Source organism: Acetivibrio sp. MSJd-27, from assembly GCF_018918095.1.
Lineage (GTDB): Bacteria > Bacillota > Clostridia > UMGS1840 > HGM11507 > HGM11507.
The window spans coordinates 1-13876 of record NZ_JAHLPV010000009.1; the positions used below are offsets into that span (position 1 = coordinate 1).

Below are 13876 nucleotides of genomic sequence, written 5' to 3' on the forward strand. Positions count from 1 at the left end.
ATCTGGTATACTTTAGCCATGAAAACTCGTCTCCTTTCGGGAGGTACTTGGATTTGTGGTGAAACCATTGTACCAGAAAGGCTGGCGGGTTTTCAACTTTCATTTAACTTTACAGAACGAAAATAAATACAAGGAGGTATTTCAAATGAAAAAAACCTTGTCCCTGGCAGTGGTTCTCTGCCTGCTGGTCTCCCTGTTTTCAGGTTTGACCCTGGTCAGTGCGGCTGCATTTTCAGGAGCAGGCTCCGGTACGGATGAGGAACCGTATGTGATTACGAACACGGAACAGTTTAAGGAGATTCTCAGCTTCAAAACTTCTGTTTTTAAACTGGAAGCGGAGGAACCGATTTATCTTGACAGTTCCTACGTACCAATCACGAATTTCCAGGGTAAACTGATTGGTGTGGATGGAAAAAACGAGATTAAGCTGGCTATTGACAAAAGCTCCAGTTCCAGCACTACGGATCACGCAACTGTTTTTGCTTCCGTAGGCGGCACCGGGACTCTCATTGACAATCTGGTTATCACCGGAGAAATAAAAGGCGGTACCGCCGCAATGTCTTCTGGATTAATCGGCTACATTGCTTCCGGTTGCACTGTAACCGTCCGGAATATTGTAAACGAGGCCAACATAACACTCAATCACACCGGCACTTCCTATTCTGCCGGCATTATAGGAAGAATTGAAAACAAAACAGCCGGTACAAATGGAACGATAGAAATTCAAAACTGTATCAATAAAGGCAACATCACAACAACGAAAAACGCTCTTTCTCAGCACGCCGGATTAATCGGAAATATCGGTTCCGGCGGAGATACCATTAAAATCACCAATTGCCGGAACACTGGTAAAATTGAAGGGCTGGAGATGGCGAGAATCGCCGGACTGGTCGCAATGTCCGCTGGGAATGTCACTTACACAAACTGTGCAAATATCGGAAACGTTGTCACTCCTGCCGGAACACAATCCCGCGTCGGAGGTCTGCTTGGGGAGATTACCGACGGTGCGGTTATCACTTTGAATAGCTGCTTCAACGCCGGCGATATATATAGTAATGCTGCAACCGGCGGTTTAATCCGTTCATGGAATTCTGCTTCGGTTACCATGAATAACTGCTATAACGCCGGAAATATCTATTGCAATAACACAACGGTAAGCGGAAATGTTCCCCGTGCCGCCGGTCTGACCTATGGTTCCACCGGCAACGCTGCATGGTCATTATCAAATTGCTACAATGTCGGCAGCATTGTTTTACCGGACGGTACAACAGGAACAGCCTGGTCAAAAGCTTTGGTTGGATATGGAACCACTATAACTGCTTCCAACCTTTACTGGCTTTCCGGCAGTGCGAATAATGCCGGCGCTGCTGCAGCCACAGCGATGACATCCGCTGAATTAAAAGAGTCTCTGCCCACCGGTTTCGATTCTGCCGTATGGACATACACTTCCATGGATGACGGGAATTTCTATCCCTATCCTCAGCTGAAGGACAACATCTATGTGAACACGGACGCTCCGGAGGGATGGAACACCACCGAATTTGCCGGCGGAAACGGCTCTGTGGACTTTCCCTATCAAATTGCCAGCAAAGCACATTTGATGAATGTTTCCAAATATCCTTCCGCAAGCTTTATACAGACAGCTGATATTACAGCCGAAGCAATAACCGAGCCGATCAACGGCACCTCCGCTTTCAAGGGTTCCTATGACGGGAACGGAAAAACAATTCTTGTAAATATTGCTTCCGAAGGAAGCTATGTCGGTCTATTCTCTAAAGTTGAGAACGGTTCGGTCAGCAATCTGACGGTAACCGGCTCCGTCACCGGAGGAAATACAGAAGGCGTGACCGATTCAAATGGTAAGCCTGTCAGCGGCGTCGGCGGAATTGCCGGCGGTGTTTACTGCGGTGCTTTTACAAATTGTGTAAACAGAGCCGATGTTGTGAGTACAGCGGGAAACGCCGTTGGAGGAATCGTAGGAGACAGCTATTATTACTATGACTCCAAAACCTCCAAAAACAGCTATCAGAATTGCATCAATTACGGCTCCGTGTCATCAAACGGGTCATATACTGCTGGTATCGTTGGCGTTGCCGCCGCGTCGCCAATTGCAGACTGCGCAAACTACGGAGATGTGACAGGCGATACTGCGGTCGGCGGTATCACCGGAATGGTATATAATACCCTCAGCGGCTGTTTGAATACCGGTTCCATAACCGGAAAAGATTATGTGGGCGGAATCGGCGGACAGCTTCGCGCGACCTATCCTTTGAATAACAGTACGGGTATTGCAAATTGCTATAATATCGGCAGCATCCGTGCGGCGCTTGAAAATGCCTCCGCTTTTGGAATTTCAGCTCATACGAATTCCCTGGCTTTTACCAACTGCTATAACGCTGGGGATATCACTTCCTCCGGTACACAGATACTTTTATCAAAAGGCGGAGGCGCCGTCACCTACACCAACTGCTATGCATTGACTGCAAATGCGGAAGCAGACGGATTATCCGGCATAAGCGGTGTAACCGCGGTGACCCCAGCCACGTTAAAAACAGCAGGTCTGGGTTCCGCATATACGGTGGACGCAAGTGTTGCTTATCCCTATCCGCAGCTGATTTCCAATCCGCAGACAACAGCATGGGATTTCGCCCTTCTGACCGTATCCGTTGGGGAAAACGGCACGGCAAGCTTTGTGGGATCCAAATATGTGAAGGATGGCATTTCCTATCCCATCACCTTCACACCGGATGAAACCTATGAACTGGACAAAGTGTTCATCAACACGGTAGAACAGCCGGATTCCGGCGAAGCGTTAAGCGTACCAGTCAGCGGTGACACCACGGTAAGCGCGACTTTCGCGGAAAAACAAGCAGTTGCACCGAGCGCTTCGGTTGTTTCCGCTCCCTTTATCCCGGATACTGCGGACAGCAGCTATACCTTTGCCACCATCAACTATGGGTATGGCTATGAGGTGACCGGATACGGCATTCTTTATTCCGAAGATCCGGACGCCATCACAAACGCACCGGAAACCTGTGAAACCATTTTGGAGCATGTGACGCCGGCGAATGGCAAAGGACAGTTCGGCATCCAGCTGACCGGAGAACTCCCCGCAGGCGGCTACTACACAAGAGCCTATGTGACATACAAAAACACGGCGACTCAGGAAACCTTCACCGTCTACAGCGATGTCATTGTGGAGGTCAAATAAGCCATCTTTATTTCCTTTAAGTGATCAAAAAAGTCCAGCCTTAGGCTGGACTTTTTTATTCTCTTTCATCTTTTCGGCACTATAAGTCAAGCAATCGGTTATCTCATTCTTTTGTCTGCCCGACAGCAATACCGCAGGCATGTCTAGGTGTCGTATCAAAAGCTCCCTCATCGGCGACGGAGGCAAACAACCGATATCCTCCCGCTAAATTATAGCAGTCGAAGCCATTTTGGCTTAATATACGGCAGGCGATATAACTGCGGAGTCCGCTTTGGCAATTGACATAAATCGGATTCTCTCGGGGAATTTCATCGATTCTCTCCCTCAGCTCATCCAGCGGAACGTGCAATGTTCCATCAATATGCCCTCTCCTATACTCCTGATTGGTGCGTACATCCAGTTTCACTGCGTTTTCCGGTAATTTTGGAACATCGCTGACAAAGAATTGTTTTACCAATCCTTTCCGCACATTCTCTGCGATGAAACCCGCCATATTCACCGGATCTTTGGCAGAGGAAAATGGCGGGGCATAACATAGTTCAAGCTCGGTGAGTTCTTCCACCTTCATTCTTCCCCGAATGGCAGCGGCAATGACATCACATCGTTTGTCTACGCCGTCAAACCCTACAATTTGAGCGCCAAGAATTTTTCCGTCCTTTTTTTCAAACAACAATTTTATACACATATTTTGTGGTTCCGGATAGTAGGCGGCATGGGAAGGAGAAAAGGCGTAAACCTTATCATAATCGATTCCTGCCATACGGGCGGACGTCTCATTCAAACCGGTTGCGGCAATGGTCATATCAAATAATTTCAGCACGGACGATCCCTGTGTGCCCCCAAAAGCAGATTCTATCCCGCAGATATGATCCGCCGCAATCCGTCCCTGTTTATTGGCGGGTCCCGCCAACGGGATATAGGCCTCCGTACCGGAGACAAAATTTTTAACCGTTACAGCGTCTCCTACCGCATAGATGTCTCCATCAGAAGTCTGCATCGATGCATTGACAGTGAGCGCTCCCTTCTGATTTCTGTTCAGTCCGGTATCCTTTAAGAATTCTGTATCCGGTTTTACCCCTACTGAAAGGACAACCATATCATAAGCTTCTGTCCCACAATCAAACTGTACCTCTAATTGTTTTCCGACCTTTCGAATATCCTGCACTACGGTGTTCAAAAAAAGCTGTATGCCTTTTGAGCGGAGGTACCGGTGCACATCACAGGCCATATCAAAATCCAGCGGGGCAATCAGATGATCGGAAAGCTCAGCAACGGATACCTTAAGCCCCCGCCTGAAGAGATTTTCAGCCAATTCGGTTCCGATATATCCTCCGCCTACAATCAACGCATTGTGCGGCGCTTCCCGCTCGATAAACTCTGTAATCCGGTAAGTGTCAGGAATATTGCGCAAGGTGAAAACCCTTTCATCCTCCACCGCTGAAAAAGGTGGTAGTACAGGCTTGGCTCCCGGAGAAAGAATCAGTTTATCATAACTTTCTTCATACAAGCCCCCACCACTCTCTCGAACGGTTACCATTTTTCTGTTTCTGTCTATTTTTACCGCCTCGCTGCCGGTGCGCACATCGATCCGAAACCGCTGATAAAAACTACGGGGTGTTTGCAGAGTCAGCGCCTCCTTCTCCGTAATAACGCCGCCGATGTAGTATGGAAGACCGCAGTTGGCATAAGAGATGTACTCTCCTTTTTCAAGGATAATGATTTCCGCTTTTTCATCGAGCCTCCGCAGTCTTGCAGCCGCAGACGCCCCTCCGGCTACGCCGCCTATAATTACAACCTTCATCAAAAAACTCCTTTCCAGAATCTTTCCTGCCTGTATTCATAAGGGTCTTCGCCCCTTATTCAACAAGATAAAAGTGTTTTTGCAAAGCAAAATTTACTTTAAAAGCGTTTCCATCTCACTAGCGGGGCACATATCCTCTGCTTAATTGATTCTATCGGATTGCGCCGCATTGCAGATGGGGGATATAGCAAGATTATATACCTATTTGCACATTTTATCCGTGATAATGTCACATACACATGAAAAAATTTATCATATAATAAAGCAAAGTCAGAGATGGGAGGAAAAAATATGGTCAAAAAATATGCTTATATTCCAAAAGAAAACTGTGTGGCCTGCGGCTGTTGTGTCAAAGCGTGTCCAAGGCAGGCTGTCTCTGTGATAAAGGGAATGTATGCGCAGGTAGATATGGAGTTCTGTGTGGGGTGCGGTCTGTGCGCCAAAGCATGTCCCGCTTCTATCATCAAACAAAAGGAGGTATCCGGAATTGAAGAAAAAATGGTATGATTATCTTTGGATTGTTTCTGTCCTGTATCTAATTCTGGGATTTTTCAATATCTTGTTCGCATGGCTTGGACTTCTGTGTTTTTTTATTCCGCTGGGCATTTCCGCTTTGGGCGGAGGAAAGCTGTACTGCAATAAGTTCTGCGGCAGAGGACAGCTTTTTGAGCTGTTGGGAAACCGTTTGGGGCTCTCTCTAAAAAGAACCTGTCCATCCATTTTATACAGCAAATGGTTCCGCTATGGATTTCTCGTATTCTTTCTCATCATGTTTTTTAATATGCTGATTGTTACTTATCTGGTATGGAGTGGTGCACACGAATTGAGCCGTACCGTTACCCTTCTTTGGACATTCCGTCTGCCCTGGCATTTTGCCTATCCTGCGGCCGTCACGCCCTGGATTGCTCAATTTGCTTTTGGTTTTTACAGTGTTATGCTCACTTCAACGGTTTTGGGATTGGTCACAATGGCTTTCTTTCAACCTAGAAGCTGGTGCGTATATTGTCCTATGGGTACCATGACACAGCTGATCTGCAAGCAAAAGAACAAAAAATCCTGCCGCTCTGTATAGGCATTAAGGAACGCATTTACAAAAAAGCACAAAGCAATGGTTTTTTCCATGCTCTGTGCTTTTTTAGAATTCTTTTCCCTTCTTTTTTAATGCTTCCTCATCTCGGATCTCTATCATCCCACGGGACAGCCGCAGAACACCCTCCCTCTCCATTTGCTTGAGCAGGCGTGAAACCACTTCCCGGGCCGTCCCCAAATCACAGGCCAGTCTCTCATGGGTAAGAAGCAGTCTTTTTGTTTTTGTCAGTTCGCTGTATTCGCACAGCAGCTCTGCCAATCTCTTGCTCATATCGGAGAAGCAGACCTCTCCCAACAGCCGCATCACATCCGTAAATCGGTTAGACACCAACTCCAGCGTAAAATCTTTTGCCTTTATTACGGAATCACATATCTGCTGATAGACCGCCATTGGAATGATACAGACTTCCGTTTCCTCCTCAAACGCCATGTGTATCTCAAAGTCCAGACTTTTCAGCATGCAGGATGCGCTGAAAATACACACTTCACCGGGAATCACCCGGTACAGGGTAATCTCGGAACCGGATGAATCACTCAAAAAGACCCGTATTCTGCCCTCTTGTACAATATTTAATCCGGAGCATTCCCCTGTACCATAAGATACTCTTGTTCCTTTTTCATATCTATGCATGACGGCATGTACTGCCAGAAACTCTTTTTGCTCTATCGTCAAACCATTCCAGAATTTTAAGGCTTTTTTTAAAATCTCTTCCATTCTGAAATTACTCCATATATTCAAACTCTACGTTATACAGGCGGACCAGATCGCCTTCTTGAACGCCCATCTCCTTGAGCTTATCTATCACGCCCAGCTTACGCAGGGAGCGCTGAAAGTACTGCATGGATTCATAGTCGTCCGGATTGACGCCAAGCATCAGCATCTCAACATTTCTTCCCTCCACCTGGAATACACCGTCTTCCTTAACAATCTCAAAAGGAATTTCCTCTATATCAGGTTCTTTGAAAAAGTTTTCTTCGCCGTATAGTTCTTCCTTCGGGATAGCCTGCAGCCGTTCGTAAGTATAGTTCAAAAGTTCTTTCACGCCCTCGCCTGTCACACCGGAAATCAGAAATACCTGGAATCCTTTTTGCTCAAAATAAGCGCAGAAGCTTTCCAAAGCTTCCTTCTCATAGACCAGATCAATCTTGTTTCCCACAATGATCTGTTCCCGCTTTATCAACTTTTCGCTATACTTTGAGAGCTCCTCATTGATTTTGTGGAAGTCCTCCACAGCGTCACGTCCCTCTATGCCGGATACGTCCAGTACATGAAGCAGAAGTCTTGTCCTTTCCACATGTCTCAAGAAGGCATGACCTAGACCAACCCCCTCAGAAGCGCCCTCAATAACCCCTGGGATGTCCGCCATCACAAAACTGCGCTGATCTCCTAGATCCACAACTCCCAGATTGGGTGTCAATGTTGTAAAGTGATAGTTTGCAATCTTCGGTCTTGCCTTGGTGGATGCGGAGAGAAGAGTCGATTTCCCAACATTGGGAAATCCCAGAAGTCCCACGTCTGCAATGAGCTTCAGTTCAAGGATAACCTCCCGCTCCACACCTCGCCTGCCGGGCTTGGAAAAACGGGGAGCCTGACGGGTTGGCGTTGCAAACCGCTTATTCCCGAATCCTCCCTTTCCGCCTTTTGCAATTACAGCGCACTGGCCCTTTTCCGATAAATCCGCAAGCACCAGTCCGCTTTCCTTGTCATAAGCGATGGTTCCCACAGGAACCTTGATAACCAGATCCTCTGCATCCTCCCCTTTGCAATTGTCTCCCCGTCCATCTCCGCCGTTTTTGGCAGCGTATTTCCGCTTGTATTTAAAATCCAAAAGGGTAGACAGATTGGGATCCGCCTCTAGAATAACGCTTCCTCCCCGTCCTCCGTCACCGCCGTCCGGACCTCCGGACGCCACATACTTTTCACGGTGAAAGGAAACCGATCCGTTCCCTCCATTGCCGGATTTGATAAAAATTCTCGCTTTGTCAATAAACATTGCCGTACCTCCCTTCTTTGTTACCGTCTCCAAAAACACTTTGTTTCATACGATTGTCGTATTACAAAAAAACCTGAGCAAATCTGCCCAGGTTTTCGACTTGTTAAGCGTATACACTTACCTGCTTTTTGTCTCTGCCTTTTCTTTCGAATTTTACTTTACCGTCAATCAAAGCAAATAATGTGTCGTCAGATCCGATTCCAACGTTATTTCCGGGATGGATTTTTGTACCTCTCTGTCTCACCAGAATATTTCCGGCAACCACAGCCTGACCATCGCCTCTTTTCACGCCGAGACGTTTAGACTCACTGTCACGGCCGTTCTTGGTACTACCAACACCCTTTTTATGAGCAAACAACTGGAAATTCAATTGTAACATTATTTACACCTCCGATTCTTTAATCTTCAAATAGGAAGGAAATTGTTCCTCCGCCTGTTTCAATACCAAAACCATCGTCTCCAATAAAACATCAGCCTTTTCCCTCTCCGGCGGGGTAAGCGTTTCTTTCAATTCGCATTCCAGAAAGCCTTCCGCAATGGCATAGGAAAAATCCTCAAGCTTTACTACCTCCTCCAGACCGAGCACCGCAAATTGGGAAGCTGTGGAAAGAACGGCACATACCATGTCGCTTCCCGCCTCGCCAAAGCCTGTGTGATCTTCCAGCGAAAAGTAGACAATTTTCTTCTGATGGTTTCTGCGAATGTTAACCGTTGTCATAACAACAGTGATTAAGCGTTGATTTTTTCAATCTGCACTTTTGTATAAGGCTGTCTGTGACCCTGTTTTCTTCTGTAGCCTTTCTTCGGCTTCATCTTATAAACGATCACTTTCTTTGCCTTACCCTGTTTCAAAGATTTCGCACTGACCGTGGCACCTTCCACAACAGGTGTGCCGATTGTCATCCCGTCTTCTTTGCCGACTGCGATTACTTTGTCAAAAGTAACGGCATCGCCTTCCTGACAATCCAGTTTTTCAATGAAGATCACATCGCCTTCATTTACTTTATACTGTTTGCCGCCGGTTTCAATAATAGCGTACATCAAATGCACCTCCCTTTATATAATAGGACACGCTGATGCAGGCAAAGAGGCAGAATGCATCTTGTTTAAGACCTGCTACACGCGGTTACCGTACTATTTTAATACAGACTTGCCAAATTGTCAAGATTTTTTTCTTCTGCTCCCAAAAGTTCAGGGGAATATGCTTATGCCACCCGGAAAGAAAGACCGTTTTCCCCTGCATCAATGCTGATGCTGTTGTAATCCGCAATCTTTCCGCTGATATACATGTCCGCCAGCTCGCTTTCGATTTCCTTCTGAATCAGGCGGCGCAGCGGACGCGCCCCGAAACGCTTGTCATACCCTTTGCCTGCCAAATAGTCCTTTGCCTGCTCGGTTAAAGTCACGGTGATATGCTTTGCGGAGAGTTCTTTGGACAGATCACCTATCATAATATCCACAATACCCTTGATATTTTCCTTGCTCAGCTGATTAAAATGAACAATCTCGTCGATCCTGTTCAGAAATTCAGGACGGAACAGTTCCTTTAAGGCTGTATCGCTTTTATTGGAAACCGCTTTGCTCTCGTTTTCCACAAATCCATAGGAAGCTGTACGGTAATCGCTGCCTGCGTTGGAGGTCATAATGATAACGGTATTTTCAAAGTGAACCGTTTTCCCATGAGAATCCGTGAGCACCCCATCGTCCAGCACCTGCAGCAGGATATTGAAAATATCGTTGTGTGCTTTCTCAATTTCATCCAGCAGAATGATGGAATAAGGGCGTCTTCGCACCTTCTCGGTGAGCATGCCCGCGTCGTCATATCCTACATATCCGGGGGGAGAGCCAATCAGCTTGGACACCGAATGCTTTTCCATATATTCCGACATATCAAAGCGGATGATCGCTTCCTCAGAACCGAAGATTTCCCTTGACAAAGTCTTCACCAATTCTGTTTTGCCTACCCCGGTAGGACCTACAAAGATGAAGGAGGCCGGTTTCTTTTTGTTGGTCAGACCAGCTCTGGAACGGCGGATTACCTTCGCCACCTCTTCCACCGCTTCATCCTGCCCTACCAGACGCGTTTTGATCCGATCCCCCAAATCCAGAAGCTTTTTGGCATCGCTCTGCGTCAGATCGGTCACCGGAATACTGCTCCACCGTTCGATCACCCGGGCGATATCCTCAATGGTCACATAGACGTCGGAAGCTTCCTGCTCCAGTTCTTTCAGCCGGTCGGAAATCCGGCACTCCTCAATTTTTAAATCGGCGAGTTTTTGATAGGTCTCCTCATTTTCCGTTCCCATCAGGGAGTCTTTTTCTTCCACAATGGACTTGAGCTGTTTATTTAACTTCTGCATTTCATTCAGCGCGTGGTTGTTCAAATTCTTTTCCGAACCGCACTCGTCGATCAGATCGATGGCCTTGTCAGGCAGATACCGGTCAGGAATATAGCGCTTCGAAAGCCGTACAGCGGCTTCCAGCACCTCATCAGTCAGCCGTACCCTGTGAAAATTCTCATAAAAAGGACGCAAACCTTTCAGAATTTCAACCGATTCCTCCTCGGTGGGTTCCTCAATGATAACCGGAGCGAAACGGCGTTCCAGCGCGCTGTCCTTCTCAATATGCTTCCGATACTCTGTCAAAGTGGTGGCGCCAATCACACGGATTTCCCCTCTGGCCAGAGCAGGTTTTAAAATGTTTGCCGCGTTCATCGCACCCTCCGCGTCTCCGGCAGCCACGATATTGTGCAGCTCATCAATTACAAGAATGACATTTTTCCGTTCCTTAACCTCATTCAAAAGGCTTTTCAGGCGGGCTTCAAACTGACCGCGGAACTGGGTTCCGGCCAGAAGCGCGGTGAAATCCAAAAGGTAAACTTCATAGCCCAGCAGTTTATAGGGAACCTTCTCCGCCACAATCCGCAGCGCGATTGCCTCCGCCACTGCCGTTTTTCCCACGCCGGGTTCTCCCAGAAGAACCGGATTGTTTTTTGTGCGCCGGTTTAAGATATGGACAATCCGTTCAATTTCTTTCTGCCGTCCTACCACCGCGTCCAGCTCATTGTTTCTCGCCTTCTGCGTCAGGTTTGTTCCATAGGTTTCCAGCATACTCTTTTTATTGTTTTTCTCTTTCTTTTCCTTTTCCTGTTTTTCTTTGGAAGCTTCCTTTCCCTTGGAGGAATCCCCCGCAAAGCTTTGAGGCATCGTCATGCTGTCGGACACATTCATATCCGACAGAAATTCTCCCATCTCGGTATTCAGCTCATCCAAATCAGCCTCGGTGATTCCCATTTGATTCATCATCTGCTCCAAAGGTTTGATTCCCAATTCCTTGGCACAGGTAAGGCACAGACCTTCATTGATCTGCTTGCCGTTTTCAAATTTATTAATAAATACAACCGCCACATTTTTCTGGCATCTTGAACATAACATAGTTTTTCTCCTTGTTTTGACCTAAGGGGTTGCTTTTCGCTGTAACGGGTTAAAATCGTTTACACGTTTTATTATACACTGGCTTATCCCGTTTGCAAGGACAGCTCTTGAATATTCATACTATATTTACATTTAACTGTATTATTTTAACAGACTTTATGATTCTTGTAAAGAGTTATTTTTTAAAACAACCGTCCGGTGGGGATAGGGGATCGCAACCCCCTCCGCATCAAATCGCTTTTTGATGGAATAACGCAGGTCGCACAGCATGGCAAAACCCTTTGCAGCGCTTTCGCTCCAAACGGACGCGCGCAGGTTCACCGAGGAATCGGCAAGCGCAATCACCCGTACAATCACCGGTTCAGCCCCTTGCGTTTTTTCCTCTTCACTTCGGTTATCCAAAAAATCCGGATGTTTTTGAACTTCGTTCTTGATAATGGTGATCGCCAGATCCAAATCCGAGTCATAGCTGACGCCAATGTCCAGGAAATTGCATACCTTTGATTCCGAAAAATTTACATTCTCCAAAACCGCCTTATTCATGATGCTGTTGGGCACAATGATTCTGGAGTTTTCAAACGTACGGATCACAGTGTGGCGAAGGGAGATATCCTCCACAAATCCCTCAATGTTTTCGCTGGGGATACGGATTCTATCCCCTAGTTCAAAGGGCTTAAACAGAGAGATAAACATACCGCTGACCAGATTTCCCACCGCTTCCTGCGCCGCAAAACCCAAAATCACAGCCAATATGCCAGAGCTTGCCAGAAAAGACATGACGAACTTCTGAAATGGCTCGAACTGCAGAAGAACGCCGGATACTCCCAGCACCCAAAGCACAGAAATAACAATTCTGCGCAGAAAGGTCAGATGGGTAACGTTGACTCTTCCCTTTTTGATCATCATTTTAAACAGCTTACTGACCAGCTTGGTCACAAGAAAGGTAAGTGCCAGAATAATGATACTTCCGATAAATTTGCTGCTCACCGCAAATTGGGACAGCTTTTCTATGAATTGCTGCATACTTCCATCTCGCTTTTCAAATAATCTATGGAACGCCGCAAAGTCTGCGCCGTTTTTACCTCAACGACACACCGTGCTCCGCACAGCTGTGCAAGGCCGATTTTCTCCTTTAAATCGATCTCCCCCTGCCCCAGCGGCAAATGATCTTCCCGGCCCAATGCGTCATGAAGATGAAAATGACTAACTCTTTCCCATCGGTTCAGAATAAATTCCCGATCCTTTTCCCCGCAGGCATGGTCATGCCCCACATCCCAGGTAAGAGAAAAAACGTGGCTCTCCAGCAGATAGGACACTGCCTCCCGCAAAAAATCAGGATATCCGCTGGTATTTTCCATACAAAGCTGGACAGATAAATCTCCAACCGCCTTCTCACACGAACTGCGGAAAGCGATCAGCCTCTGCCAATAGCTTTCCCTATATTTCTCAAATAGATACACCTTCTTATCCGGCAGGGTAAAATGCACGCCTGGTGACATGTGCATGTTTAAAACAGGGATATTTCCCATCTCACCGGCAAACTTTACAGCGTGGAGCAATGTATCGAAATAAGCCTTGGCCACCGCTGGATTGAAATCCCACACGTTCAGATTTTCATCCAAATGCAGAGTAAAATAGACGCCATACATTTGGGCGGCATCCCTCAGTTTTTTTGGTTTCATCTCCCCCAGCTGATACTGCGGCAGATTCATATTTAATTCAACAAAGGAAAGCCCCAGTTCCCGGCACAGGGCTGCATTCTGCTCCAAGGTATCCAGTTCCAGCAAAACCGGCATCCCAAAATCCATAAAATGAATCCTTTCTACTCTGCGATCGGAGCGCAGTCCGCGCCAATCAGTTTTTTCAAATCCACAGGGCTCATCTCAATCTGAAACCCGATTTTTCCACCGCTGAAAAGAATGGAGTCAAAATTTTCACAGGAACTGTCCAGAACCGTGCGGTATTGCTTTTTCATCCCGATAGGGGAGCAGCCCCCTCGGATATATCCCGTGACCTTGTTGATATCGCTTACCTTTATCATCTCAACGGATTTTTCCCCCACCGCCTTTGCCGCCTCTTTCAACCGCAGCTCCTTCGCCACGGGAATGACGAATACATAGTATTCCCTGCTGTGACCTTGCGTTACCAGCGTTTTAAATACTCTCGCCGGATCCTGGTTACATTTCATCGCCACGGAAATCCCGTCGATCGCATTGTCATCATGCTCGTAAGTGTAATGTTTATACTCTATTTTTTCTTTCTCTAAAATGCGCATGGCATTTGTCTTTATCATTCCCTTTGCCATGATTGACACCTCTCTTTTGTTCAATAGGAAGCATTGACCCCG

13 protein-coding genes are annotated in these 13876 nt (G+C 46.9%); 3 read left to right on the forward strand and 10 right to left on the reverse strand.

Annotated elements, in window-relative coordinates; all coding sequences use genetic code 11:
- Positions 1 to 145 precede the first annotated feature (145 nt).
- Positions 146 to 3211: a hypothetical protein gene (locus KQI32_RS04845; RefSeq protein WP_216424187.1), complete on the forward strand. Its 3066-nt coding sequence runs from the start codon at positions 146 to 148 to the stop codon at positions 3209 to 3211.
- 103 nt (positions 3212 to 3314) lie between these two features.
- Here KQI32_RS04845 and KQI32_RS04850 read toward each other — a convergent pair whose 3' ends face one another.
- Positions 3315 to 5012 carry an FAD-dependent oxidoreductase gene (locus KQI32_RS04850; protein WP_216424188.1) on the reverse strand — a complete coding sequence of 566 codons (1698 nt, stop codon included), beginning with the start codon at positions 5010 to 5012 and terminating at the stop codon, positions 3315 to 3317.
- A gap of 291 nt (positions 5013 to 5303) precedes the next feature.
- Here KQI32_RS04850 and KQI32_RS04855 point away from each other — a divergent pair, with 291 nt between their 5' ends.
- On the forward strand, positions 5304 to 5519 hold the full coding sequence (locus KQI32_RS04855) for a 4Fe-4S binding protein (protein WP_177691152.1): 216 nt from the start codon (positions 5304 to 5306) through the stop codon (positions 5517 to 5519).
- Positions 5500 to 6084, forward strand: a complete 585-nt coding sequence (locus KQI32_RS04860) for a 4Fe-4S binding protein (protein WP_216424189.1) — start codon at positions 5500 to 5502, stop codon at positions 6082 to 6084. Before KQI32_RS04855 ends, KQI32_RS04860 begins: the two co-directional genes overlap by 20 nt.
- Positions 6085 to 6147: 63 nt before the next feature.
- On the opposite strand, the gene KQI32_RS04865 is transcribed toward KQI32_RS04860, so the two are convergent.
- The 9 genes from KQI32_RS04865 to ybaK form a co-directional block, all read right to left on the reverse strand.
- Entirely contained in the window at positions 6148 to 6816 is a 669-nt protein-coding gene (locus tag KQI32_RS04865; protein ID WP_216424190.1) for a Crp/Fnr family transcriptional regulator, read from the reverse strand.
- A 7-nt stretch (positions 6817 to 6823) separates the two neighbouring features.
- Positions 6824 to 8095, reverse strand: a complete 1272-nt coding sequence (obgE, locus tag KQI32_RS04870) for a GTPase ObgE (protein ID WP_216424191.1) — start codon at positions 8093 to 8095, stop codon at positions 6824 to 6826.
- 103 nt (positions 8096 to 8198) lie between these two features.
- A complete protein-coding gene (gene rpmA / locus KQI32_RS04875) occupies positions 8199 to 8474 on the reverse strand; it encodes a 50S ribosomal protein L27 (protein ID WP_177691160.1) in 276 nt (91 codons plus the stop codon).
- 3 nt (positions 8475 to 8477) lie between these two features.
- Positions 8478 to 8813, reverse strand: a complete 336-nt coding sequence (locus KQI32_RS04880) for a ribosomal-processing cysteine protease Prp (RefSeq protein WP_177691162.1) — start codon at positions 8811 to 8813, stop codon at positions 8478 to 8480.
- A gap of 11 nt (positions 8814 to 8824) precedes the next feature.
- Positions 8825 to 9136: a 50S ribosomal protein L21 gene (gene rplU / locus KQI32_RS04885; protein ID WP_177691164.1), complete on the reverse strand. Its 312-nt coding sequence runs from the start codon at positions 9134 to 9136 to the stop codon at positions 8825 to 8827.
- Between the two features lie 164 nt (positions 9137 to 9300).
- Positions 9301 to 11529, reverse strand: a complete 2229-nt coding sequence (locus KQI32_RS04890) for an ATP-dependent Clp protease ATP-binding subunit (protein ID WP_177691166.1) — start codon at positions 11527 to 11529, stop codon at positions 9301 to 9303.
- Between the two features lie 156 nt (positions 11530 to 11685).
- Positions 11686 to 12552 carry a mechanosensitive ion channel family protein gene (locus KQI32_RS04895; protein WP_177691168.1) on the reverse strand — a complete coding sequence of 289 codons (867 nt, stop codon included), beginning with the start codon at positions 12550 to 12552 and terminating at the stop codon, positions 11686 to 11688.
- Positions 12537 to 13337: a sugar phosphate isomerase/epimerase gene (locus KQI32_RS04900; RefSeq protein ID WP_177691170.1), complete on the reverse strand. Its 801-nt coding sequence runs from the start codon at positions 13335 to 13337 to the stop codon at positions 12537 to 12539. Before KQI32_RS04900 ends, KQI32_RS04895 begins: the two co-directional genes overlap by 16 nt.
- A gap of 14 nt (positions 13338 to 13351) precedes the next feature.
- A complete protein-coding gene (gene ybaK / locus KQI32_RS04905; RefSeq protein ID WP_177691172.1) occupies positions 13352 to 13834 on the reverse strand; it encodes a Cys-tRNA(Pro) deacylase in 483 nt (160 codons plus the stop codon).
- Positions 13835 to 13876: the final 42 nt, after the last annotated feature.